Below are 25,182 nucleotides of genomic sequence, written 5' to 3' on the forward strand. Positions count from 1 at the left end.
CCTAGTGTGGTTCCGATCACGGTATTGCGTTACTCCTGTTTGTCGCGCAGTTGCCGGCATGCAGCCTGGCCTTGCGCACTATGACCAGCCAGATGCAGCCGGCGCCCCTCGCCTTCTGCGGCAATGGTAATCGTCAGGTCCGAACTTGGCAAAACACCGGCGCCTTTTTCCGGCCATTCGATCAAGCAGAGACTCCCCGGGGCGAAGTAGTCACGAATGCCGAGAAACTCAAGCTCTTCGGGATCCAGCAAGCGGTACAGATCAAAATGATAGATCGTTCCGACCTCCAGTTCGTAAGGCTCAACCAGCGTAAACGTCGGGCTTTTTACCGCCCCGCGATGGCCCAACGCACGTATCAATCCCCTGCTAAGCGTCGTCTTGCCTGCACCCAGATCGCCGTCCAGGTAGATCACGCCACGAAACCCCATGGCCTGACCGATAGCTGCACCGAGCGACTCCATTGCCTGCTCGTCTGCCGCAAACAAACTGTCACTCATGGGAGCCCCTAGTATTGAGGATGGTTCGGATAGGCATTATCAAATCAGACGCCAGAATACCGTATTCACCAGAAACTGCAGCACAATCACCCGCTCGCGCATGTACCAGCGTGGCGTAACGCGCCGCGGCGCCAGCCTCAACGTGCTGGGCCAACAGCGCGCCGACCAGCCCCGAGAGCACATCGCCCATTCCTGCCACGCCCATCCCCGGGTTGCCATCGGTACACAGACCCACCGGGGCCGGGAAGCATGCCGGACCGGCAACCAGGCTACCAACCCCTTTGAGTATTGCGGCGCAACCAAACCGGTCCGCCAGGGTTGTGACCGCCAGCAGACGGTCTGCCTGCACGGCGGCCGTCGAACAGCCAAGTAGTCGTCCGGCTTCTGCGGGATGCGGAGTAATCACCGATTGCTCCCCTATTATCAGTCCATCAGGGTGCTGCACGGCGATTTCATTCAGCGCATCAGCGTCCAGCACTTTGGGCAGGTCGCTCGCCAGCGCCTGTTCAAGCATCCGTCGGCCCCATTCAGCGCGTCCGAGACCTGGACCAATGACCAGCGTTGTAGCCTGTTTCAACAACAGGGAAAGCGCTTCAGGGTTGTCGACAGCATGCACCATTACCTCGGGACACCGCGCAAGCAACGGCGCAACATGCGCTGAGCGTGTGGCGACACTGACGCGCCCGGCGCCGCTACGTAGCGCAGTTTCAGCCGCCAGCATGACCGCGCCACCCATACCCAGGTCGCCGCCGATGACCAGTACATGGCCGAACATGCCTTTATGGGCAGCTCTTGCCCGCCGCGGGAGCCTGCAGGCAAGTCGCTCCGGAACAAGCCGTTCTGCAACGGGCTGTACCGGCTTGCCCGGAATCCTTTCAAGCTGGGCGAACTCGACGTCGCCGGCCTGATCTGGCCCCTGGGCGGTGAACAGGCCTAGCTTGGGAGCAATGAAGGTCACCGTCAGATCCGCCCGGACGGCGTGGCCGAGCACAGCCCCCCGATCAGGATCCAGACCGCTCGGCACATCCACCGCGACTACGGGTAATCTGAGCGCGTTGACCGCGTCGATGGCACTTGAGTACGGCTCGCTCACTTCACCATTCAAGCCGGTGCCTAGCATGGCGTCGACAATCACGCCTTCCAGGCGAGCCTGAGGATGCCAGGCAGTCACTTCAACGCCGGCCTCAAGCGCAATCTGCCAGGCCCGAGCGGCATCATTCTGTAAGCGTTCCGGCGGCTTCACCGCATACACTTGGACCTCCCACCCAGCAATGTGCGCTAACCGGGCAACGAGATAACCATCGCCTGCGTTGTTCCCGCTGCCGGTCAGCACGCTGAGCTGACCAGCGCCAGCCCACCGTGCACTCAACGCCCGCCAGACGGCCTCCGCTGCTCGGTGCATGAGCTCAATACCCGGCGTTCCCGCCGCGATAATGCGCGCATCAAGTTCGCGGGTCTGGGCTGCTGTACATATCCCGAATGGCATTTCTGACGTCATGACATGCTACCGGCGTGAATGTCTGGCAGAATTATACGTCCTGGCTGTCTCACTCCCTAGACCCTCCTTTTATTCATGCCTGATTCCACTATCGATTACGCCGAGCTGGCGGACAACATTCGCCTGATCGCCAGCGAACTGGGCTTTCAGCAAACCGGTATCAGCGAGCCGGATATAGGTCAGCACGAAGCCTGGCTGGATAGCTGGCTGCGCGCGGGTTATCACGGGGAAATGGAATGGATGGCCAGTCACGGTAGCAAGCGAACCCAGCCGGCTGAACTGGTTCCAGGAACCCGTCGGGTCATTTCGGTGCGCATGGATTATCTGCCGACTGATACCAGCATGGCCAAACGATTGGCGAATCCTGACGCTGCCTATATCTCGCGCTATGCACTCGGCCGGGATTACCACAAGTTGATCCGGCGCCGACTGCAACAGCTGGCCGATCGGGTACAGGAACTGGCCGGCCCCTTTGGCTACCGCGCCTTCGTCGACAGCGCCCCGGTAATGGAGCGTGCGCTGGCCAGTCGCTCAGGTCTCGGCTGGATCGGCAAGAACACCATGCTGCTGAACCGCAAGGCGGGCAGCTTCTTCTTTCTAGGCGAGCTGTATACCGATCTGCCTCTACCCGTCGACCAGCCATATACTGAAGATCATTGTGGCCGCTGCAGCGCCTGCCTGGACAAATGCCCGACCGGTGCCTTCGTCGGAGAGCACGTGCTGGACGCACGCCGCTGCATCTCGTATCTGACCATCGAACTGAAGGGAGCGATTCCGGAGGAGCTGCGACCCTTGATGGGCAACCGCGTGTTCGGCTGCGATGATTGCCAGCTGGTATGCCCCTGGAACCGCTTCGCCAAGGACACCTCCGAGGCGGATTTCACGCCACGACACAGTCTCGACCAGGCCGATCTGATCGACCTGTTCCGCTGGGATGAGCAAACCTTCCTGAAAAATACCGAGGGGTCACCCATTCGCCGGGTAGGTTACGAACGCTGGCTTCGCAACCTGGCGATAGGTCTGGGTAACGCCACCTCGAGCTTGCCGGTGATCCAGGCCCTGCAGGCGCGTGCGCAGCACCCGTCTGAATTGGTCAGCGAACATGTCCGCTGGGCCCTCTCGCGGCACTCGATCAATACTTGATGAAGTGTTCGCGGTAGTGCTTGAGTTCCGCAATCGAGTCGTACACATCGTCCAAGGCCAGGTGACTGCTCTGCTTCTTGAAGCTGTTCTTTACCTCCGGCGCCCAGCGCGCGGCCAGCTCTTTTAACGTCGATACGTCCAGATTTCGATAGTGAAAGTAACGCTCAAGCTCGGGCATTCCGCGATAGAGGAAACGCCGGTCCTGGCAGATGCTGTTGCCACACATGGGTGATCGTCCTTCCGGCACCCACTCACGCAGAAAAGCCAGTGTCTGACGCTCGGCTTCAGCCAGATCGATCGCACTGTCTTTCACACGCTGCGTCAGCCCGGACTGCCCGTGTTGACGGGTATTCCATTCGTCCATCCCGTCTAACAAGGCGTCCGGCTGCTTGATCGCCAGTACCGGTCCTTCTGCCAACGCATTCAGCTGGGCATCGGTTACCACTGTGGCGATTTCGATAATGACGTCGTTATCGGAATCGAGACCGGTCATTTCCAGATCGATCCAGATCAGGTTATCGGGGTTCTGCATGCAAGGTCCTGTGTCTGAGTAAGTGGATGAATAGAGTATACGCCTGCATGCTACACTGCGGCTGGTTCCCAAGATGTGTAATCTATGGCCAAGCGACACCTTACTCGACGTCAGAACTGGCGCATTCAGAAAATTCAGGACGAGCGCAGCGTGCGCGCCGGCAAACGTGCCGACCTCGCCGAAGAGAGCTTGCTCGGGGGCGATCTAGGCCCGGAGCAGGAAGGTCTGGTTATTGCGCATTTTGGCGTTCAGGTCGATGTCGAGGCCACCAGCGGCGAGCAGGCGGGGCTTGTCAGACGCTGCCACATGCGCGCCAACCTGCCAGCGCTGGTTACCGGCGACAAGGTGGTGTGGCGCGCTGACAACCAGAACGGCGGCGTGATCGTTGCCCAACTGCCGCGCCGCACCGAGCTGTTTCGCCCCGATCACCGCGGCCAGCTGAAGCCGGTAGCGGCGAATATCGACCGCCTGATCATCGTATTTGCCCCGCTGCCTACACCTCACAGCAATCTCATCGATCGCTATCTGGTGGCTGCTGAACAGGCAGGGCTCGAGCCATTGCTGGTTCTCAACAAGGCGGACCTGCTGAATCAGGCGGAATTTGCCTATCTACGCGGCTGGCTCGACGAGTACGCCCGGCTGGGATATCGCACGCTCTGCCTGTCCGCAGATTCCGGTGATGGCCTGGATGAACTGCGGGGTGAACTGAAGGGGCGCATCAACGTATTTGTTGGTCAGTCCGGGGTCGGCAAATCCTCATTGATCAACGTATTGCTGCCCGGCGAAGACCTGCGCGTAGGCGCCCTCTCGGACGCAACAAACAAGGGTATGCACACCACGACCACCGCCAAGCTCTTCCACTTCCCCGAGGGCGGCGATCTGGTGGATTCCCCCGGCATCCGCGAATTCGGCCTTACGCATATTTCCCACGACGAGCTACTGGAAGGCTTTATCGAATTCCGACCGTTTCTCGGCCATTGCAAATTCCGCGATTGTCAGCATCTGCACGAGCCCGGCTGCGCCTTGCTTGCCGCGGTCGAGCGCGGGGAGATTTCATCAACACGCATGCGCAGTTACCGCTACATCCTTTCGGGCATCACCAATCCGTGAGCACCGCTGGCGCTTCCTTCGGGAAACGCCTGCAGTTTCTAGGGCTCACCCAGTCTTCTGAGCGAACCGGGATCGTCGAATAAATTGGCAGGTCGCGTCTGCGGCGCTGATTCCGGCTGGGCGGGCGCCGGCGCGACGGTTCCCTGCCCCTCGCTAACATCCTCGAACCGCCCTGGCACGCTTGGCACAGCGTTGATCAAGGGCGCATCGTTAGGGACAGCGTCAGGCTCAGCCTGATCGGTTGTGCCTTCGAGCAGCTGCGCTTCAGCCCGCTTATTGAGCACCACGATATCGATCCTGCGATTGATCGGATTGGTTGGATCGTTCCGATCGAACAGTGCCGAGTCAGCGTAACCCACTACGCGCGCGACCTGACTTTCAGGATACCCTGCCACGACCAGCGTGCGACGCGCTGCGTTGGCCCGCTCGGCGGACAGCTCCCAGTTGCCGTAGCTCAGGCGACCGCTGAAAGGTTTGGCGTCGGTATGCCCGCCGATACTGATTTTCTTCGGCACGCTGGAAATGGTGTCAGCCAGCGCCAGCAGAATGTCTTCAAAATAGGACTGTAACTGCGGGCTGCCGCTGGCAAACATGGGCCTATTTTCCGCATCGACAATCTGGATGCGTAATCCATCCTGAGTGATCTCCAGCAAGATCTGATCCTTGAAGCGCTGAAGCACCGGCTCAGCATCGATCTTGTTTTGCAGCTCCTGCAGCAGAACATCCAGCTCTTGCTGTTCAGCCATCTCGGCCAGGTCAGCGATGGTTTCGTTATCCAGTTGCAGGGGCGCTTCAACCTGCTCAGGCAAATCATTCAAGGTCTTCTGCGGGGCCACAGTCGGCGACCCGCCCAGGTCAATCGCGTACGGACTGCCGCCCTCCGAGAAACCGATCGGATCGTTGAAGTAACCTGACACCATCGCCCGTTGGCCCGGCGTCGCCACCGTGACCAGCCACATAACCAGAAAGAACGCCATCATCGCTACCGCAAAATCGGCGAAAGCTATTTTCCAGGATCCGCCATGATGAGCTGCTGCCTTGCGGCTGATACGTTTGACAATAATCGGTTGATCGTTAGCCATCTCAGCGGCCCTTCACCGACTCTTCCAGCTCAAGGAAACTCGGCCGGTGCTCGGACAGCAAGGACTTGCGGCCAAATTCCACCGCCAACGCGGGCGGCAAACCCTGGGCACTGGCGACCAGGCACATTTTCACCGCCTCGTAGGTGTTAGCCTCTTCGGTAGCGTCGTGTTCCATTGCCGCGGCGAAAGGGCCAACGAAGCCATAGGCGGCCAGGATCCCCAGGAAGGTGCCGACCAGCGCCGTGGCTACCTTTTCTCCGATCTGCGCATTGTCCGCATCTCCAAGAATGCCCATGGTGACCACGATGCCCAACACTGCAGCCACGATACCGAAACCCGGCAAGGCGTCCGCCACGCGAGTCACTGCATGGGATGGCGTCTGCAGCTCTTCGGTGAGGCTGGAAATCTCGACGTCGAACAGGGCTTCAAGCTCATGCGGAGCCATATTGCCGGTGGACATGATGCGTAAATAGTCACAGATGAAAGCAATCATGCGGTCATCCTTCAGGATTGCCGGATATTTGGTGAATATCGGACTCTCGTGCGGCTCCTCAATATCCGCCTCGATGGCCATCATCCCCTCCCGACGGGACTTGTTGAGAATTTCATACAGCAACCCGAGTACATCAAGAAAGTAAGGTTTGCCGAAGCGGTGCCCAAACAGAATCTGCGGCACCTTGGCGAAGGTATTGCGGACCGTCGCCATACTGTTGGCAACGAGGAAAGCGCCCAGCGCCGCCCCGCCAATAATCAGGATTTCAAACGGATGCCACAGCGCCGCCACCTGCCCGTCGGACAACACGAACCCGCCCAAGACACTGACGATAACGACAAGAAACCCTGCAATTTTCAACATAAACGCGTGAGACCCGGACAAGAAAATGGACGTGCTTGGCAGCCGCCTTTGGGCGGCACTACTCTAGTGATCAGGTTATAGTGACGACCATTCGGACCTTCAGGTTACGATGAGCAAGTGCAAACGAAGCGCTGGTTGCCACGAAGACTTTATCGGCAACGCGGCTCAAACCCTGAGTACAATGATGCTCGAATTTTGTAACGCCCCTCGGTCCGCTTCGATTGAACAGTGCCCGCGAACCGGCACAATAGACACCCTGGATGAATATCGATCAGGAATCATACATGTCGCACCCCTGTTTACCCTTGCTGATCGAACCGGATCAGCTCCCGGCACAACTGAATCCGGCGGCGTACCGCCTCGTCGACCTACGTAAGCTAGAGGAGTACCAGGCCGGCCATATAGCTGGAGCAGTCCCGGTGGTGCCGTCAGAAATAACCGCTCCGCCGCCGACACCCGGCTTACTACCTGCTCAGGAGCGACTGGAACAATTGTTCGGCCGGCTAGGCCACCATCCGGATCTGCACTATATCGTCTATGACGATGAAGGCGGCGGCTGGGCTGGCCGCTTCATCTGGTTGCTCGATTCGATCGGTCATAAGCATTATTCCTACCTCAACGGTGGCCTGAAGGCCTGGACCGCAGAAGACAGACCACTGGTTAGCACCTCGGAAGCCCCCGAGCCCACCCAGCCACGGATCAGGCTCAACCACGATCACACTATCGATCTGGCAACACTCGTCCGGGAGCAGCAAGGCTCTGACCGAATAATCTGGGACGCGCGTTCGCCTGAAGAACACCGGGGCCAGAAAGTACTTGCCGCCCGCGGCGGACATATCCCTGGCGCGATCAATTTTGAATGGACTGCGGGGATGGATCCGCAGCGCGGACTGAGGCTACGCACCGATCTCGCGGACAAACTCGCCGAGCTGGGTATTACCCCCGACAAGGAGATTGTCACTCACTGCCAAACCCATCACCGCTCCGGATTCACTTACCTGGCGGCCAAGATTCTCGGTTATCCGCGAGTCAAAGCCTACGCAGGTTCGTGGTCGGAATGGGGCAATCATCCCAACGCCCCTATCGAAAGCTAAGGACTTATCAATGCAAGATCGTCTTTTCATCATTCTGCAGTACCTGCTGCCTCAGCACTTGCTATCACGCGCTGCCGGCGGCCTGGCCAATTGCACCTGGCCGTGGGTCAAAAATCCGTTTATCACCTGGTTCGTCAAGCGGTATCAGGTAGATATGCGCCAGGCCGTAGAACCCGAACCCACTGCTTACGCCTGCTTCAATGATTTTTTCACACGCGCACTCACGCCCGATGCCCGTCCACTCGACCCTGCATCCGACTCGGTTCTGAGTCCCGCCGATGGCGTGATCAGTCAACTCGGAGCGATAGAGCACGGCCGGATATTCCAGGCAAAAGGTCAAAGCTATAGCGTGCAGGAGTTGGTCGGCGGAAATACCGAGCACGCCAGGTTGTTCCAGGGCGGGCAGTTCGCCACCGTCTACTTGTCGCCGCGCGACTATCACCGGGTCCACATGCCATTGGGCGGCACCCTGCGCGAGATGATCTACGTCCCCGGCGACTTGTTCTCGGTTAACCGCGTCACGGCGGAGAACGTGCCGAGGCTTTTCTCCCGCAATGAGCGTGTGGTCTGTATCTTTGACACGCCAGCCGGACCGATGGGCCTGGTGCTGGTAGGTGCGATGATCGTTGCCTCAGTGGAAACCGTCTGGGCCGGCCTGGTTGCCCCCCACCGACGCCAGCTTCACGCGCGCGATTACAACGAAGCGGCTCCGTCGCTGGATCGCGGTGCAGAGATGGGTCGATTCAAACTTGGCTCGACTGTGATCGTACTCTTCGGCCCGGACAAGGCTGACTGGGACAAGGGCCTGGGCGCTGGAGATTTTGTGCAAATGGGTCAGAAGCTCGGCAAGCAACGCTAGAGGAATGGAAAACTGAGCCGGTCGCCCACCAGCCGTCAGGACTGCGCAAGACGCCGTGAACCCGTCCCTGGGGGCTTGACGAAAACATCCCTGTTTTCAACACTTGCTCCACCCTGACAGCCGGCGGGCTTGGTCGCGCATCGGCGTGAGGCAGAGATTAAAACCGTTTTTCAGATTTTCCTATCAGGCCGCTCCAATGTGTATGCGAAGCAAGGCGACAGGGTTGAGCCGACCGTGCGATGACAGGGAAGTCATCGACGAGCTTACAGGGACGTACTTGCAGCGTGTCGGCGCAGCCCTGTCGCCTCGCGACAGCTGGCCCCGAATTACAGCCCACCAATACTGCCGGATCGGGGAGCTATCAAGCGCGAGTAATGGGAAAGGCTATAACCTCATCAATACTGCGCGCCCCCATCGCCAGCATAACGAGACGATCCACTCCTAACGCCACGCCTGCACACTCGGGTAAACCACTATGCAGTGCGTGCACCAGATGCTCATCCACAGGGAGCACAGGACGGTTCAATGCCGCGCGCAATTGCTGATCAGTCTCGAAGCGTCGAGCTTGCTCCATAGCATCGGTCAGCTCGAAGTAACCGTTAGCCAATTCCATGCCGTTGATGAACAACTCAAAACGCGCCGCGCTTGGCACCCTGTCGTCAGAGCCTACAATCCTTGCCAGAGCAGCCTGGGACGCAGGAAAGGCGTAGACCATCGTGGGCTCGACCAACTGAGGTTCGATGAGATGGGAAAACAACAGGTTGAGCCAGCCGTCGCGATCCAGCTCGCCGGTAAAACCGCAGCGCTCCCACCCCAGCCGCGCCAGCTCCGACGTATCGCAACCATGAATATCCGTTACCAGCAGATCCCTGAAGAGATCAGCGTAGGTGACTCGGCGCGCAGGGGTGCAGCCGAGCACAGAGCGCACCAGCTGATCGACTTCCTCCATCAGCTGATGATGATCAAACCCTACCCGGTACCATTCGAGCATGGTGAACTCGGGGTTATGCCGCGATCCGCTTTCACCGTTACGGTAAACCTTACACTGCTGCCAGATCGAGCCGCTGCCCGCCGCCAGCAGGCGCTTCATCGGATACTCCGGAGACGTATGCAGATAAAGGACGCGCGTGGGGCCGCCGCCTTCCGGTACGAGATCGGTTATGAAGGGAAACAGGTGCGGGTCGCTCACTGCAGCGCCAGATAATGCAGGTGTCTCGACCTCCAGCACATCACGTTCGGCAAAGAAGCGCCGGATCTGGTTGATTATGCCGGCACGGCGTCGAAGATTGTCGATTGAAGCGGTGGGTTGCCAATCGTGCATTCGGTGGCCACTCAAAGGTTAATTGGCGAATCTGACGTGCCAAGCATGCAGCGACGCCAAATTACAGACACAAAAAACCGGGACCAGGGCCCCGGTTTCTGCCGAAACAGGGTTTACGCGCGGCCGACGTAATCGTTGGTACGGGTGTCAACCTTGAGGGTGTCCCCAACGTTGATAAACAAAGGAACCTTGACCACTGCGCCAGTTACCAGCTTGGCCGGCTTGGTGCCGCCGCCGGAGGTATCGCCACGCACACCGGGATCAGTCTCGACGACTTCCAGCTCAACGAAGTTCGGAGGCGTCACGGCAATCGGCGCGCCATTGTACAAGGTGACCTGATAGATCACCTGCTCCTTGAGCCAGTTCTTGGTGTCAGCGACAGCCTTTTCATCAGCACCAACCTGCTCAAAAGAACCATCGGTGGCCATGAAATGCCAGAACTCGCCATCGGCGTACAGGTATTCCATTTCACGGTCCATGACGTCAGCGCCTTCAAGGCTATCGCCCGATTTGAACGTCCTTTCGTTAACCCGGCCGTTTTTCAGGTTGCGCACCTTGACCCGGTTGAACGCCTGTCCCTTGCCAGGTTTGACGTATTCGTTTTCCAGGATCGCGCAGGGATCGCCGTCCAGCATCACCTTAAGACCCGGCTTGAATTCATTGGTAGAATAATTGGCCATACATTTCCCACTTACAGTTTGAACGGAATCATCCGAGAGCGCGCTGACCGATGGTTTCAGCCCGGCGTTGTCAGCAACGCCCGACGGATGCCCTGCCACCCATGCGCGGAAAAACGCAATGATACATGGATCTTCAGCGCCTGTTGAGTCTGACACTTGGCAAACTCTACTGGCGCGCAGTGTTACCGACCCCGCAGCGCTTCTCGACCGGCTCCAATTGCACGACTCTTTGCTTGATCCGGCGAGGGGTGCCGCACAGGATTTTCCGTTGCGCGTGCCCGAACCCTACATAGCCAGAATGCGCCGCGGCGATCCGGACGATCCCCTGCTCAGACAGGTATTGCCCATCGGAGAAGAGCTCCTGGATCAGCCCGGTTACGTGACCGACCCCCTGGGCGAACAACACGCCAACGCCCGGCCAGGCATCATTCACAAGTACCACGGCCGGCTTTTGCTCGTTGTCAGCGCAGGATGCGCAGTGAATTGTCGCTACTGTTTCCGGCGCCATTTCCCCTACGACGACAACAACCTGAGCACCGCTGAATGGCAGGAGGCGCTGGATTACATCCGTGCCGATGCAAGTATTCGCGAAGTGATATACAGCGGAGGCGATCCACTAGCAGCCAATGACAAGCGCCTGGCCTGGCTGACCCGGGAAATCGCGAACATTCCGCATGTGATGCGTCTGCGGGTTCACACTCGTCTACCGGTGGTTATTCCTCAAAGGGTAACGGCCGGCCTGATTGACGCGTTATGCGGTACCCGCCTGCCCGTCACCATGGTGCTCCATTGCAATCATGCCAACGAACTGGACCCTAGCCTGGAGCAAGCAGTACACACCCTACGCAGCGCCGGAATCATGATGCTCAACCAGGCGGTTCTGCTGCGCGGCGTGAATGACCAACTCGAAGATCAGATCGCCTTGAGTGAAAGGCTAGCCGATAGTGGCATAATGCCCTACTATCTCCATATTCTTGACCATGTAAAAGGTGCACGTCATTTTCTTGTCGGAGATGACCAGGCAATCCGACTGGTTGGACAGATGCTGACGCGCTTGCCGGGCTTTCTTGTCCCGCGCCTGGTTCGTGAAATCGCGGGCGAACGCAGCAAGGTGCCGCTGGTTGTGCAGCCTGTTGAATGACGGTTGTCTTGAGGTCTCATCGGACTCATGGCCGCCGGTATAAGCTGCACGAACATAAGCTGCTAGAGTGAGGGCACAGGTTCTGAATAGGGTCCAGCTGATCGCCTTGGTACCGGTTATTGTCGAGGATGGCCTAAACCGTGCAGTGCTGTTGACGTTCGGTCATTTTGACGAGGCGACAGCGGGACCTCGATACTGGGAACTACATGAATAGCACAACGCATAAGCTCAATTTGCGAGTACCGCTGCAGACGCTGGAAACACTCAGCTTCGCTGAAGCGACGGAGAAAGGAATCTCCCAGTGGCTGGGAAATTTGCCTAAAGCCAATATTGGAGAAACCGCCCGTCAGCTTTACAAAGGATTGATCGAGCTGAATCAGCTGATCATCGCGCCCGAGAAGCGTCTGGCGTTGCTTGAGCTCATCCGTCCTGAAGTACGCTACGTCTGCGTTGCGCTATCGAAATACTACCTGGGCCAGTCCATCGTCCTTGAAGACAAGCCGCGCAAAGTCGCCAATCTGTCGCAGTCCCTGCAGAATCATCTGGCCAACGGCTACAAGATCATCGTCGCGCAGGAGCAAAGCATCCGCCCCAAGGAGCATGCTACCGTCATGGCGCTAGCGCTTGAGCGCGCCATCCGCGGCCTTTGCGGCCCCCTGCTTCGTGCATACCAGCTCTACTGCCCGGTTGCCGACGGTGTCTGGCTCGAGATGCATCAGCTCTATCAGCTTGCACGCAGGCGACGCCTGCACAAGCAACCTATCCCTGATGCCGAGAACTCGGCCGGGCATGCCTTGAGTATCAGGCACTGCTATACCATGGCGCTGCTGATGGGCGCGGCCCGTCCCAATCAGATGCGCCAGAGTGCCATGGGTAAGCTGTTCGCTACGCTGGAGGACTGGAGCAGGCGGGTCCACCTGGTAGACCCCGGCGATCCGGACGCGCTATTCATCATCAATCCCGACATGGACTGCGCACCGCGATACCGATCGCTGATTCGTGACGAAGATATCAGCGCAAGCGCTGGACTGGCGACCCGGGGGCTGGTCGAAGAGATCAAGTATTTCATGCTCAATGGAGCCGAGGCCGGCAGCTCACTGAAGATCCCTGACGACTTCGGCGTAGAGCTGTTGCAGCATGTCAGTCAGTCCTGGGGCGACCTGGCAGAACGCACCTTCAACCGCGTTCCGGGTAACGGCGCGATGCGGTTGAGCATCGGTATGAGCGCCACCCATTACCGGATTTCCGGCATGAGCTTCTCGAAATTTGTCGCCACTGACGAAGCCGAACTCAATCCCTTCTCCGACGCGGCCAGGCGGGCCCGAAAGGAAGGTTGGGACAGCGCTTTCGACACGGACAAGAGTATCGACTGGGCACCGTCGAACATGGAGATGATCGATTACACCACGGCCACTGCGCCCGATACGCCAGCCAACCGGCAAAGCGAAGACGACCAGTATCCGGTCCATACCCTGAATATCGTTAATCACAGCCCAGGCGGATTTTGCCTCACCTGGCCAAGGGATGTTCCAAAGCAACTTCAGGCAGGCGAGCTGCTCGGCGTGCAGGAGGTCAATGGTCAGGACTGGAGTCTCGCTGTGGTTCGCTGGATCCGACAAGTGCGCGGTGGCGGCACGCAAATGGGTATCGAACTGGTCGCTCCGCACTGTACGCCGTGCGCTATCAAGCTGATCCGCAAATCCGAGCAACCCAGCCAATATTTGCGTGCGCTGACGGTTCCAGCGATAGCAGCGATCGATCGCCCACCCACCATCATTACCCCACGCCTGCCTTTTCAGGTCGGTAGCAAGGTCGTGATACATCAGGGCCACAAGGAAGCGCGGGCACAACTGGTCGATCGCATTACCGCTACCGGCAGCTTCAGTCAGTTCGAACACCGGTTCCTCGACCCGATGTCAGGCACTGACCGTCGCGCTGGAGAGCGCCCAGGCACGCCAGGTGGCGGCGAGGATGATTTTGACTCTCTGTGGAAGACGTTGTAGATTCCAGTGACGTCAGGGCTGCCTTTCTCCGGCCCGTACACATGGAAGACTATGGGCACCGAAACGCAGGCTATACGGCTGTTAATACTTGATGATTCGCAGAACAATGCCGAGCGCATCGTCAGCGTTTTACGCAACGCCGGTCACGCCACCCGCGCTCATCGCATTACCTCGGCAGAAGACCTGCACGAATGCCTTCAACAGACCTGGGACCTGTGTATTGCGGCCCCGGAAACGAGCTTCATGTCCGCTCGGCAAGCGTTCAGCCTGATCGGCTCGGACCGTGATGTCCCGTTCATTCTCCGCCTGGCTGAGCCAGACACCGAAACCCTGGTGGAAGCCCTTCGCAGCGGCATGAAGGACGCCATTTCCGTCGACTCCGATGCACTGCTGACGCTGGTGGCACAACGCGAATTGGCCAGCCTGGCGGCGCGAAGGCACCAGCGTATCGCTGAGCAATCGCTGCGCGAAGCCGAGAAGCGTTGCCAGCTGCTGCTCGACAGCTCTGTTGACGCTATCGCCTACGTGCACGACGGTATGCATATCTATGCCAACCGCTCCTACGCCCGGTTGTTCGGTTATGACGATGTCGATGATCTTGCTGCCGAACCGATGGTCGGGCTGATCGCGGCGAAGGATCAGGCGGTGTTCAAGGATTTCCTGCGGCACTACATTGACCGCGGTGACCAGAACGAAATGCGCTGCAGCGGTGTGGACGTTGACGGCAAGGAATTCCCCGTCATGCTGACTTTTTCCCCGGCCAGCTATGACAACGAACCCTGCACTCAGGTCGTCATCCGCGCCGAAACCGCGAGCGCAGAGTTCGAGGAAAAACTCAAGAGCATGGCCCGCCAGGATCTGGTGACCGGTCTGTTCAACCGTGCCTACTTCCAGGAACAGCTTGAAAATATCAGTGAACAGGCTGTTCGTCAGGGCAAACCAAGCACGCTGGTCTATCTCGGTATCGACAATTTCCATGCGCTCCAGGCCGATGTCGGCATCGGCGGTGCAGATCTGGTACTGGCCGATATTGCACAGATTCTCCGGCAGTTTTTTCCGGACGAGACGCTGATGGCGCGATTCAGCGATGATGCCTGTAGCCTCGTGCTGGATGCGCAGGAGCCTGAAAGCGTTCTCGACTCGCTCGACTCGCTTCGCCGGCAAATCGAAGGCAACCTGTTCGAAGCCAACGGACGCACCGTACAGATCACGGCAAGCATGGGCGTCTCTACCATCAGCGAGACCAGTCCAGACCCGGTCCAGGCCGTGGATCGCGCCCATCGCCTGTGCGACCAGATCAGCCAGGACGGCGGTAACGCGGTGAAGGTATTCAATCCGCTGGACGAACTGGCGCATCAGGCCAATCGTGGAAATCTTATCGCACTGATTCGCCATAGCATCGAAACCGATGCGGTCAAACTAGAGTTCCAGCCGGTGATCAGCCTGCGCGGAGACAGCTCCGAGCTGTATGAAACCTACCTTCGCTTGCTCAATAGCCAGGGTGAGGAAGTGCCTGCTGGCGAGTATCTCGAGGCGGCGATCGATTCGGGGTTAGCCGGCGAACTCGACCGCTGGATGATCGGCAAGGCAGTCCGAATGCTTGTGGCACAGCGTAGCAAGGGCACCGATACGCGGTTGATCCTTAACCTGAACAGCGCCAGCCTGCAGGACCTGGATCTGGTGCCGTGGATTTCGCAGCTGCTCAAGGAATCACGCTTGCCCATGGATGCGCTGGTGTTCCAGTTCAACGATGCGGACGTCAATACCTATCTGAAGCAGGCCCGGGCATTCACCGAGGCGCTACGTGGAATCCATTGCAAGGTTTCGCTGAGCCACTTCGGCTGCGCCTTGAACCCCTATGCAGCGTTGAAACATGTCCATGTTGATTACGTAAAGCTGGATGGCTCGTTCAGCCGGGATCTTTCCACGCCTGAATCAGTGGAAGCGCTCAAGGAAATCGTCACCACCTTGCACAGCAAGGGTAAGCTGACCATCGTTTCCTTCGTCGATAGCGCGACCATGATGCCGACCTTGTGGCAGGCCGGGGTCAATTACATTCAGGGGTTCTATCTCCAGGCACCCAGCGAGACGATGAACTACGATTTCTCTGCAGAGTGATGGATGGCGCCGAAACGGCGCCGATTCGCGAGTTATGCTGCGAGAGGTGTAGCGCCGCCTCCGTCACACTATTGATTAGTACCCGTCCCTGTCTCTAAAGCCCAGCAGATACAGAATGCCGTCCAGCCCAAGGGTAGAAATGGCCTGTTTGGCTGACTGCTTGACCAGCGGCTTGGCACGGAATGCCACGCCCAGACCGGCAATCGCGAGCATCGGCAGATCATTGGCTCCATCGCCCACCGCGATGGTCTGTTCAAGGCTTATCCCCTCGCGCTCAGTCAGTTCGCGAAGAAGATCCGCCTTACGTTGTCCATCGACGATCGGCTCCTGCACCTCGCCTGTAACCAGGCCGCTCTCGACTGGCAAGGCGTTGGCATAGACATAATCGATGCCGAGGCGCTGCTGCAATTGTTCTGCAAAATAGCTGAAGCCGCCCGAGAGTATTGCGGTTTTGTAGCCCAGACGCCGCAGTTGGGCTATCAGCGTTTCCGCGCCCTCGGTCAGCCGCAGGCCAGCGCCGATCTCTTCCAGCACTGACACAGGCAGCCCTTTGAGCAGCGCCATACGCTCCCGAAAGCTGGCCTTGAAATCCAGTTCGCCACGCATTGCCCGTTCGGTGATTTCTGCTACCAGATCGCCGACGCCTGCTGCCTTGGCCAGCTCATCAATTACTTCAGCATCGATCAAGGTGGAATCCATGTCGAAGACGACCAGCCGACGGTTCCTGCGAAAGATGCTGTCCTGCTGAAAGGCGATGTCGACATTCAGCTCCTGGGCGATGGCCAGGAACTCACTACGCAGAGCGGCGGGATCGTCGGGCTCACCGCGCACAGAAAATTCTATACAGCCCTTGCCCTGATCGGCCGGCAGGCCCTCAGGGATACGGCCGGACAGTCTGTCGATATGGTCTATGTTCAAATTGAAACGTGCGGTGATCTCGCTGACCCGGGCGATGTGCTCGGCAGTAATGCGCCGCGCCAGCAAGGTTACGATGTGCCGGGGCTTGCCCTGGCCAGTGACCCAGCGGCTATATTCTTCAGCGCTGACCGGCGTGAAACGGACCTGCTGATCAAGCTCGTAACCGCGGAACAAAACGTCCTTTAATACATCAGACATTCCGGTATCGCCCGCCATCTCGACCAGAATGCCAAATGACAACGTATCGTGGATCACTGCTTGACCGATATCCAGAATCCGAACGTTCTGCCGCGCCAGAATGCCGGTTATCGCAGCGGTCAGACCCGGCCGATCAGGCCCGGTAATATTGATCAGGACAATTTCGTTCAAGGTAGCCGCTCCGCTGAAAAGACTGGGCCGCCATTCTAACCGTAATCAGGGCCTGTTGCCGTATCATCGCGGCCGCGATGATACGGCAACAGGCCCTAGGCGACGACTTATTGGATGGCCGCTTTTTACCCCATGGCGGAATGGCTATACTCAATCGCTTCCGAAGGGCGCGAAGTTCAATCACACCGGACTGCCCCTTCGCTCGCCGGATCTTTCACCTGCCATATCGAGTTTTATCTTGAATCGCTCATCGCACTCCGACAATGTTTTCCTCCGCTGCTATGCCGCCTGGCGCGACCAGAGCATCAAGTTGCGGGGCAGTTTGATGCTGCTCGTCCTGACGCCCTTGTTCGGGGCTCTCCTGTTACTCATCTGGTTTGGCCAGTATCAGCTCCAGCGCGACACGGCGGCTCAGGCTGACGCGGTCGGCGCCGAGCTCGCGCGCCAGGTTGCCGCCTCCGTCGCGGACCCTCTGGCCGCGGATGACCATTTGAGCCTGAACATTCTGCTTGCGCAGTGGAATCAGAACCCGCTGATTGCACACACGAGCCTGACCACCCCTGATAACCGCATCGTGGCCGAGGCAGGAGGCAAGGTCTCGGCCGCACAGTTGGCACCTGGACAGGGCCGCTTCGTCACGGCTGTACATGTTCAGGACGTACTGGCCGGCCAGTTGCGGTTGAGCCTGGCAGCTGAGCCGTTCAGCGCGCCAGGGCAAGCCCTGGTCCGCCATCTGCTATGGAGCCTGCTTGGGCTCACTCTCCTGGGCGCGCTGCTGGCCTGGCGCATGGCTGCCGGAATGCGCAAGGTGCTGAATGAGCTCGCTGACTGGCATGGCGATACCGATTCGCCACCGGCGGGTCTGGATCGCGCCGATGAACTGGGCGACCTTGCCCGACGGTTAACCGAGCGGCGTATTGTCGACATGCCGGCTCCTGCCGAGCCGGAAGAGCTGGACGAGCCGGAAGACGCGTTCGGTTCAGATTCGCTGGAACCAGCAACCATGGAGTTAGCAAACCAGCCCAACACCGCACAAGCGCCTGCTTCGCTCGACTCCGTTCCGGACCCGGATACCGTGTTCGGCCCGGTAGAACAGGAGCCGGTCGATGAAAATGCTGACGCCGACGCCTTCACCGTCCGGAGCGAAGCAGAGATTTCCGATGGTGATGACGAAACCTTTGAGGAAGAATCGCGTGACCAGGCTCTCCGACCCGATATAGCAGGATCATCCCGGGATGTGTCGTCGAACGAGACCGAAGCCGTTACGGAACCTGTAGCCCCTCCTCCTGCCCCGGCAATACCAGGCGCTGTCCTGGCAGTTCGGCTCGGTAATCAGGAGGCGCTACGTCGCCTCGCCCGCCCGCGCTTGCTATCGCTGCTCGAACGCTATCGGGAACATGTAAGCCAGGCGGCTGAGATTTACCAGGGAAAATTGCAAACGCTGCACGATGGCACCAGCGTGATCTCCTTCGCTGACGACGCGGGCAAGGATGATGCTGAAGAACTCACCAGGGTCCTCAGCTGCGGCGAATTGCTGAGGGTTCTAGGGCATGACCTGCAGATCGAGATTGCTGACACGGGTATTGCCTTGCACCTGCAGTTGGCTGCCTGCCGTACCGAGAATATTGATGAGCTGGAGGACGACGCGTATACAGAGCAACCCGACTGCAAGCAGATGCTGGAGCGGCTGCAGTTCAGCCGCAATCTGGTGCTATTGGATGCGTCGCTTGCTACCACCGGGATTCTCGGCCAGCGTGCGGTGGTAAGACGCCTGGCAAGCCAGTCCGGCGTGTATTGCGTTGAACGACTCAAAGAACCGCACCAAACCTTGCTGGAGCGGCAGCTGAACGCCTTGTACACCCAACGGCGCAACTGATCAGCAAGCCGGCGCTATCGCCGCCCCGTTGCTTGCCCAACGAGACGGCGACAAGTTTAGCCTACGGCAATAGAATCGATCTTCTGGAACCCGCGCGGCAACTTGTTACCACGCCGTCCGCGTTCACCGCGATAATGTTCCAGATCTGCAGGTTTAAGCGTCAGCGTCCGCTTGCCCGCGACCAGCACCAGATTGGCATTGGCGGACAACACCGTTAGCCCGGCAAGAAATTCATCCCGCGACTTAACGCGTGCCGAGGGAATGGACAGGATCCGGTTGCCTTTTCCCTTCGCCAGCTGAGGCAGCTCCGCAACCGGGAACACCAGCAAGCGCCCTTCATTGGAGACAGCTACCACCGAATCGCTTGCCTGATCAGAGACGAGCACCGGAGCAATCACCTTTCCTCCGGCCGGAACGCTGAGCAGCGCCTTGCCGTTCTTGTTCTTGGCGTGGAGATCTGAGCCCTGTGCCACGTAGCCATAACCAGCATCCGACGCAACAAGATATAGCGCCTGGTCATCAGGCATCAGTACCGCTTCAAATGCTGCGCCTGGCGGCGGACTGAGGCGTCCAGTCAGGGGCTCGCCCTGCCCCCGTGCCGACGGCAAGGTATGCGCTGCCACCGAGTAACTTCGCCCGGTGGAATCGATAAACACTGCAGGCTGATTAGACCTGCCTGCTGCCTGGGCGAGGAAGTTGTCACCCGAACGATAGGACAGCGCCGGGCCGTCTACTTCGTGGCCCTTGGCGCAGCGCACCCAGCCTTTTTCGGACAGCACCACTGTTACAGGTTCGGCGGGCACCAGTTCGGTTTCGGATAGCGCGCGGGCTTCGCGGCGCTCGATCAGCGGCGAACGACGGTCATCCCCATAGGTCTCGGCATCGGCAATCAATTCATCGCGGACTTTGTTGCGCAGGCGCTTCTCGCTACCCAGCAGCTTCTGTAGCTGGTCACGTTCAGCAGCCAACGCATCCTGTTCGCCGCGGATCTTCATCTCCTCGAGGCGCGCCAACTGGCGCAACCGGGTATCCAGAATATAGTCAGCCTGGAGCTCGCTGAGGCCAAAGCGGGCCATTAATTCGGCGCGTGGCTGATCTTCGGTGCGAATGATGTGAATGACTTCGTCCAGGTTGAGAAACGCAACCAGCAAGCCGTCCAACAAATGCAGTCGATTGAGAACCTTGTCCAGGCGGTACTGCAGACGACGACGCACCGTAGTGATCCGGAAACCCAACCATTCGCTGATCATGCTGCGCAGGTCTTTGACAGCGGGTCGGCCATCGGTCCCGATCACATTCATGTTGACCCGATAGCTGTGCTCCAGGTCAGTAGTGGCGAACAGGTGTTGCATCAGCTCTTCGGCATCCACGCGATTGGAACGCGGCACAATGACGATACGGGTCGGATTCTCGTGATCAGATTCATCGCGCAGGTCCGCGACCATAGGCAGTTTTTTCGCCTGCATTTGCGCGGCGATCTGCTCAAGAATTCGCGAACCTGACACCTGGTGCGGCAGCGAAGTGACGACTATGTCGGTATCTTCACGCTCCCAGACCGCGCGGGCACGTACGGAGCCGCGGCCGGTGGAGTAGAGTTTGGCCAGCTCGCTACGCGGCGTGATGATTTCCGCCTCGGTCGGGTAGTCAGGCCCCTGGACATGTTCCATCAGCTCATCGACGCCAGCGCCCGGTTCATCCAGCAAACGTACGCAGGCAGCGGCCACTTCGCGCAAGTTGTGCGGCGGAATATCCGTCGCCATACCCACGGCGATGCCTGTCGTGCCGTTCAATAACAGGTTGGGCAAGCGCGCAGGCAGGACCATGGGTTCTTCCATGGTGCCGTCGAAATTGGGTTGCCAGTCTACCGTGCCCTGCCCCAGCTCAGTCAGCAGCACTTCGCTGTAGCGAGCCAGGCGTGCTTCGGTGTAACGCATCGCCGCAAAGGACTTGGGGTCGTCCGGCGCGCCCCAGTTGCCCTGCCCATCCACTAAAGGGTAGCGATAGGAAAACGGCTGGGCCATCAGAACCATCGCCTCGTAGCACGCGGAATCACCGTGGGGATGATACTTACCCAGCACATCACCGACCGTCCTTGCCGATTTCTTGTGCTTGGACGTGGCAGAGAGTCCCAGCTCGCTCATTGCATAAACGATGCGGCGCTGTACCGGCTTCAGGCCGTCACCAATGTTCGGCAGGGCCCGGTCCATGATCACGTACATCGAGTAATTGAGGTACGCCTCCTCGGTAAACGACGACAGTGCACGGCGTTCCACGCCTTCCATGCTCAGATCCAGGCTGTCACTCATACTCACCCTCTATTAGCGGTTCTGCCGCAAAATCAGTTGTCCGCCCTGCTGGCTGAAATCCAGCTGCCGCAGAGCGCTCATACCCAGTAGAATCTCGTCACCCGACATGCCGGGAACGATGCCGGCGGCGACATCCCGCAGGCGGATATCGCCCAGCGCAAGGCTTTCAATATTTGTGCTGTAACTCTCAGCCAAACCGTTCGCGGTATTGACCATGACCGGTCGGCCACGCGCCAGGCCAAGCTCGTCAGCCACCTGCGCTGGTATGGCAACAAAGGTCGCGCCAGTATCGAGCAGGAAGGTAACGTCCACCCCATTTATCTGCCCGCCAACCAGATAGTGACCTTGCCGGTTGCTATCCAGGCGCACCTCAACCACGGATTCCGTATGAAGCGACTCCGGCTGCTGGTTGGGGTTGCGTTGACGCTCTTCGATACCGGCGAACCAGTTGGCCGCCAAGGCTAAACCGGCAATCCAGGCCAGCACCAGCATGGCGGTACCGAAGCGACGGGAAGAAGGCTTTTCAGCCACAGCCAAATCTCTGTCCCATCCAAAGAGCGGCTGCTCGAATCAAAGCAGCACCTCGGCCAGATTCCCTTTGCTCTCGAGCCAGCTCTTGCGATCCGGTGAGCGCTTCTTGGCCAGAAGCATGTCCATCAGCGCTTCGGTCTGCGGCATATCGTCGATGGTTAACTGGACCAGCCGACGCGTATCCGGCGCCATGGTGGTTTCACGCAGCTGCAGGGGGTTCATTTCGCCGAGCCCCTTGAAGCGCGTGACCTGGATCTTGCCGCGCTTACCTTCTGCCTCGATTCGGTCGAGGATGCCCTGCTTTTCCGCATCATCGAGGGCGTAGAAAAGCTCTTTGCCGACATCCACCCGGTACAGTGGCGGCATCGCCACAAAAACATGACCGGCTTCGACCAGGGGCTGGAAGTGTTTGACGAACAAGGCGCACAACAAGGTGGCGATATGCAGACCATCGGAGTCCGCGTCGGCCAGGATGCAAATCTTGCCATAGCGCAGTTGCGCCAGATCCGGCGAGCCCGGATCAACGCCGATCGCCACCGCGATGTCATGTACTTCCTGCGAACCCAGCACCTGACCGGGATCGACCTCCCAGGTATTCAGGATCTTGCCTCGTAGCGGCATCACCGCCTGAAATTCCTTGTCACGCGCCTGCTTGGCGCTGCCACCGGCCGAGTCGCCCTCTACCAGGAACAGCTCGGCCCGGCGGGGATCCTGTCCCGCACAATCAGCCAGTTTGCCCGGTAACGCCGGGCCCTGGGTAATCCGCTTGCGCTCGATCTTCTTGCCAGCCTTTAAGCGTCGGCTGGCGTGATTGATGGCCATTTCGGCCAACTGCTGGCCAATATCGGCATGCTGGTTCAGCCACAGGCTGAAGGCATCCTTGATCACACCTGACACAAAAGCGGCCGACTCACGGGACGACAGCCGCTCCTTGGTCTGCCCGGAGAATTGCGGATCACCCATCTTCAGGGACAGCACGTAACTGACCCGCTCCCACACGTCCTCGGGCGCCAGCTTGACGCCCCGCGGCAGCAGATTGCGGAATTCGCAGAACTCCCGGACCGCCTCGAGTACTCCGGTGCGCAGCCCGTTGACGTGGGTCCCGCCCTGGGCCGTGGGGATCAGGTTGACGTAGCTTTCCTGTACCAGTTCGCCGCCTTCAGGTAGCCAGAACATGGCCCATTCCACCGCCTCCTGACGCGAGGATAAATTGCCGGTGAAAGGCTCCTCCGGCAATCGCGGCCACTGGAGACAGGAATCGACCAGATAATCGCGCAGCCCATCTTCGTAGTACCAGGAAGTCTGCTCCCTGGACTGACGATCGTCGAAATCCACCTTCAGGCCCGGACAGAGAACCGCCTTGGCCTTGAGCAAGTGTTTCAGCCGACTGATGCTGTACTTCGGCGTATCGAAATAGCCAGGATTGGCCCAGAACTTGACCGAGGTACCGGTATTGCGCTTGCCGACGCTGCCGACTACTTCAAGCTCGCTGACCTTTTCGCCATTTTCGAAGGCGATCGCATATTCCTGGCCATCCCGTTTCACCCGCGCCTCAACCCGCAGCGAGAGCGCATTGACCACCGATATTCCCACCCCGTGCAGACCGCCGGAGAACTGATAATTCTTGCTGGAGAACTTCCCGCCGGCATGCAGACGCGTCAGGATCAGCTCAACCCCGGATACGCCCTCTTCCGCGTGCATGTCTACCGGCATGCCTCGACCGTCATCGGTCACTTCGAGTGCATTGTCTTCATACAGAATGACGCTGATGGTCCGCGCATGGCCGGCGAGCGCCTCGTCAACGCTGTTATCGATGACTTCCTGGGCGAGGTGGTTTGGGCGCGTGGTGTCGGTGTACATGCCCGGTCGACGTCGTACCGGATCAAGGCCGCTGAGTACTTCAAGTGCGTCGGCGTTATAAGTCGATTGCGACATAGACGGTCTGGCTATCCTTGACAAGTATGCAGGCCCGGCGACCGCCTGTATCGAACAGGCACAGGCGACAATGACCGGGCGGCATCGATTGGAAACTGCATGCATAGTATCCGCCCGGGGGACGACGTGCCAATGCCTGATGCCCTAGGGTCTGTTGCCGTTTCATCGCGAGCCGCGTTGCTGTGTCAAATGGCGCAAGGCCGGGCGGCGATCCGCAAGGCGCGGGATGCAGGTAATGGTTGTTCCCTTGCCAAGTCCCGCAACGCCGCATGGCGGCATTTGACACGCAACCCGAAGGGACAGGGCCCGTTTAGCGCAGCACTGCGTTACTCGTCGCTCACTTGGAACAACCAAGTTTCACTCCTCGCGCCTTGTTCTGCGCCAAACGGGTCTCCGTCGCGGCCGCGATGAAACGGCAACAGACCCTAGCGGGCCGGCGGGCACTCAAGCACTAGCCGAACGGCGCTATCGGAAGGTGAATCAGTAACCACTCGCGCCCGGATCGGCTACGAAGAGGCCGTCAGGCAAGCGCGACACCTGTGTCTCGATTGAGCCATCATCATACAGCCGCAGCCAGCGGTATCCGGGCGACTGCGTATCAGTAGCGAAATCTGCGCTGTGTGCGTCAAACTGGATGCATGTCGACGGCGTGGCGAGCAAGCGGACATTCCCACGCATCAAGTCCAGATGCTGGTGAATATGGCCCCACAGCAGGGCCCGAACACTGCCGCTGTCATCAATGCATTGCAGCAGCCGGTCGGCGTTCTGCAACCCCAGGGGGTTCATCCAGTCACTCTGGATATCCACTGGGTGGTGGTGGAGACTCACCAGCAGGTGACGCCCGCCTGCGGTGGCCAGGGCGCGATCAAGTCTATCCAGTTGTTGCTCGTCAAGGTGGCCTGGCACAGCCCCGGGAATACTTGAATCCAGCAGCACGATGCGCCAGCTGGAAAGATCAACCCATTCGGCGTTGAATCCGGACTCATCACCGAGAGTACGCATTAACTGCGCGTCATCATGGTTCCCCGGCAGCCAGCGACATTCGGCGGGCAAGCGTTTGACAGCATCCATGAACCGCTGATATCCGCCTTCAGAGCCGTCCTGAGTGATATCGCCAGTAGCAAGTACAAGATCCATCTGATCGACTTCATCAAGCACCTGATCAATAACCGCATTGAGGCTGGCGAACGTATCGAGACCAAGCAGCCTGGCGCTATGGTCGGCAAACAAATGACTGTCCGTAAGCTGAACGATACTGACGTATCCAGCTTCGGTTGTAATGACTGGCGGCATCGACGGCCTGCTCCTGATCC

At 59.1% G+C, this 25,182-nt stretch carries 20 protein-coding genes; 8 read left to right on the forward strand and 12 right to left on the reverse strand.

Translation table 11 applies throughout. The annotated features are described in order from the left end of the window. Positions 1-29 precede the first annotated feature (29 nt). Positions 30-497 (reverse strand): tRNA (adenosine(37)-N6)-threonylcarbamoyltransferase complex ATPase subunit type 1 TsaE, encoded by a 468-nt coding sequence (tsaE, locus tag G3M63_RS19035; RefSeq protein WP_163984093.1) that lies wholly within the window; start codon positions 495-497, stop codon positions 30-32. Further along, on the reverse strand, positions 490-1,995 hold the full coding sequence (locus G3M63_RS19040; protein ID WP_163984094.1) for an NAD(P)H-hydrate dehydratase: 1,506 nt from the start codon (positions 1,993-1,995) through the stop codon (positions 490-492). Before G3M63_RS19040 ends, tsaE begins: the two co-directional genes overlap by 8 nt. A 75-nt stretch (positions 1,996-2,070) precedes the next feature. Between G3M63_RS19040 and queG the strand changes: the two genes are divergently transcribed. Further along, entirely contained in the window at positions 2,071-3,138 is a 1,068-nt protein-coding gene (gene queG, locus G3M63_RS19045) for a tRNA epoxyqueuosine(34) reductase QueG (protein WP_163984095.1), read from the forward strand. Here queG and orn read toward each other — a convergent pair. Further along, entirely contained in the window at positions 3,128-3,670 is a 543-nt protein-coding gene (gene orn, locus G3M63_RS19050; RefSeq protein ID WP_150299610.1) for an oligoribonuclease, read from the reverse strand. The genes queG and orn overlap by 11 nt on opposite strands. 84 nt (positions 3,671-3,754) lie before the next feature. Between orn and rsgA the strand changes: the two genes are divergently transcribed. Continuing rightward, entirely contained in the window at positions 3,755-4,780 is a 1,026-nt protein-coding gene (gene rsgA / locus G3M63_RS19055) for a small ribosomal subunit biogenesis GTPase RsgA (protein ID WP_163984096.1), read from the forward strand. A gap of 38 nt (positions 4,781-4,818) precedes the next feature. On the opposite strand, the gene motB is transcribed toward rsgA, so the two are convergent. Together motB and motA are read right to left on the reverse strand one after the other, a co-directional pair. Then, complete coding sequence (gene motB, locus G3M63_RS19060; RefSeq protein WP_163984097.1) at positions 4,819-5,862, reverse strand: flagellar motor protein MotB; 1,044 nt, start codon at positions 5,860-5,862, stop codon at positions 4,819-4,821. Position 5,863: 1 nt separating this feature from the next. After that, complete coding sequence (gene motA / locus G3M63_RS19065) at positions 5,864-6,718, reverse strand: flagellar motor stator protein MotA (protein ID WP_150299607.1); 855 nt, start codon at positions 6,716-6,718, stop codon at positions 5,864-5,866. A gap of 284 nt (positions 6,719-7,002) precedes the next feature. Between motA and G3M63_RS19070 the strand changes: the two genes are divergently transcribed. Together G3M63_RS19070 and asd are read left to right on the forward strand one after the other, a co-directional pair. Further along, positions 7,003-7,812, forward strand: a complete 810-nt coding sequence (locus tag G3M63_RS19070; RefSeq protein WP_163984098.1) for a rhodanese-like domain-containing protein — start codon at positions 7,003-7,005, stop codon at positions 7,810-7,812. Positions 7,813-7,822: 10 nt separating this feature from the next. Next, positions 7,823-8,671, forward strand: a complete 849-nt coding sequence (gene asd / locus G3M63_RS19075; protein ID WP_163984099.1) for an archaetidylserine decarboxylase — start codon at positions 7,823-7,825, stop codon at positions 8,669-8,671. 361 nt (positions 8,672-9,032) lie between these two features. Here the strand turns inward: asd and epmA are convergent, their stop codons facing one another. Both epmA and efp read right to left on the reverse strand, forming a co-directional pair. Continuing rightward, positions 9,033-9,992 carry an EF-P lysine aminoacylase EpmA gene (epmA, locus tag G3M63_RS19080; RefSeq protein ID WP_163984100.1) on the reverse strand — a complete coding sequence of 320 codons (960 nt, stop codon included), beginning with the start codon at positions 9,990-9,992 and terminating at the stop codon, positions 9,033-9,035. 113 nt (positions 9,993-10,105) lie between these two features. Then, on the reverse strand, positions 10,106-10,672 hold the full coding sequence (efp, locus tag G3M63_RS19085; RefSeq protein WP_150299603.1) for an elongation factor P: 567 nt from the start codon (positions 10,670-10,672) through the stop codon (positions 10,106-10,108). 118 nt (positions 10,673-10,790) lie between these two features. Here efp and epmB point away from each other — a divergent pair, with 118 nt between their 5' ends. The 3 genes from epmB (at position 10,791) to G3M63_RS19100 (ending at position 15,934) form a co-directional block, all read left to right on the forward strand. Next, entirely contained in the window at positions 10,791-11,813 is a 1,023-nt protein-coding gene (gene epmB / locus G3M63_RS19090) for an EF-P beta-lysylation protein EpmB (protein WP_163984101.1), read from the forward strand. Between the two features lie 206 nt (positions 11,814-12,019). Then, entirely contained in the window at positions 12,020-13,816 is a 1,797-nt protein-coding gene (locus G3M63_RS19095) for a molecular chaperone (RefSeq protein ID WP_163984102.1), read from the forward strand. Between the two features lie 51 nt (positions 13,817-13,867). Next, on the forward strand, positions 13,868-15,934 hold the full coding sequence (locus G3M63_RS19100) for an EAL domain-containing protein (RefSeq protein ID WP_163984103.1): 2,067 nt from the start codon (positions 13,868-13,870) through the stop codon (positions 15,932-15,934). Positions 15,935-16,009: 75 nt separating this feature from the next. Here the strand turns inward: G3M63_RS19100 and serB are convergent, their stop codons facing one another. Beyond that, positions 16,010-17,221, reverse strand: coding sequence for a phosphoserine phosphatase SerB (gene serB, locus G3M63_RS19105; protein ID WP_150299597.1), 1,212 nt, complete (start codon positions 17,219-17,221; stop codon positions 16,010-16,012). A 325-nt stretch (positions 17,222-17,546) separates the two neighbouring features. Here serB and G3M63_RS19110 point away from each other — a divergent pair, with 325 nt between their 5' ends. Then, a complete protein-coding gene (locus tag G3M63_RS19110; protein WP_150299596.1) occupies positions 17,547-19,097 on the forward strand; it encodes a hypothetical protein in 1,551 nt (516 codons plus the stop codon). 56 nt (positions 19,098-19,153) lie between these two features. Here the strand turns inward: G3M63_RS19110 and parC are convergent, their stop codons facing one another. The 4 genes from parC to cpdA form a co-directional block, all read right to left on the reverse strand. Next, a complete protein-coding gene (gene parC / locus G3M63_RS19115; RefSeq protein ID WP_163984104.1) occupies positions 19,154-21,403 on the reverse strand; it encodes a DNA topoisomerase IV subunit A in 2,250 nt (749 codons plus the stop codon). Between the two features lie 12 nt (positions 21,404-21,415). Continuing rightward, entirely contained in the window at positions 21,416-21,934 is a 519-nt protein-coding gene (locus G3M63_RS19120) for a TIGR02281 family clan AA aspartic protease (RefSeq protein ID WP_371923492.1), read from the reverse strand. A 39-nt stretch (positions 21,935-21,973) separates the two neighbouring features. Next, complete coding sequence (parE, locus tag G3M63_RS19125) at positions 21,974-23,869, reverse strand: DNA topoisomerase IV subunit B (protein WP_163984105.1); 1,896 nt, start codon at positions 23,867-23,869, stop codon at positions 21,974-21,976. 480 nt (positions 23,870-24,349) lie between these two features. After that, positions 24,350-25,162 (reverse strand): 3',5'-cyclic-AMP phosphodiesterase, encoded by an 813-nt coding sequence (cpdA, locus tag G3M63_RS19130; protein ID WP_163984106.1) that lies wholly within the window; start codon positions 25,160-25,162, stop codon positions 24,350-24,352. Positions 25,163-25,182 lie beyond the last annotated feature (20 nt).

The sequence above is a fragment of the Pseudomonas sp. OIL-1 genome (assembly GCF_010669185.1).
GTDB lineage: Bacteria > Pseudomonadota > Gammaproteobacteria > Pseudomonadales > Pseudomonadaceae > Halopseudomonas > Halopseudomonas profundi.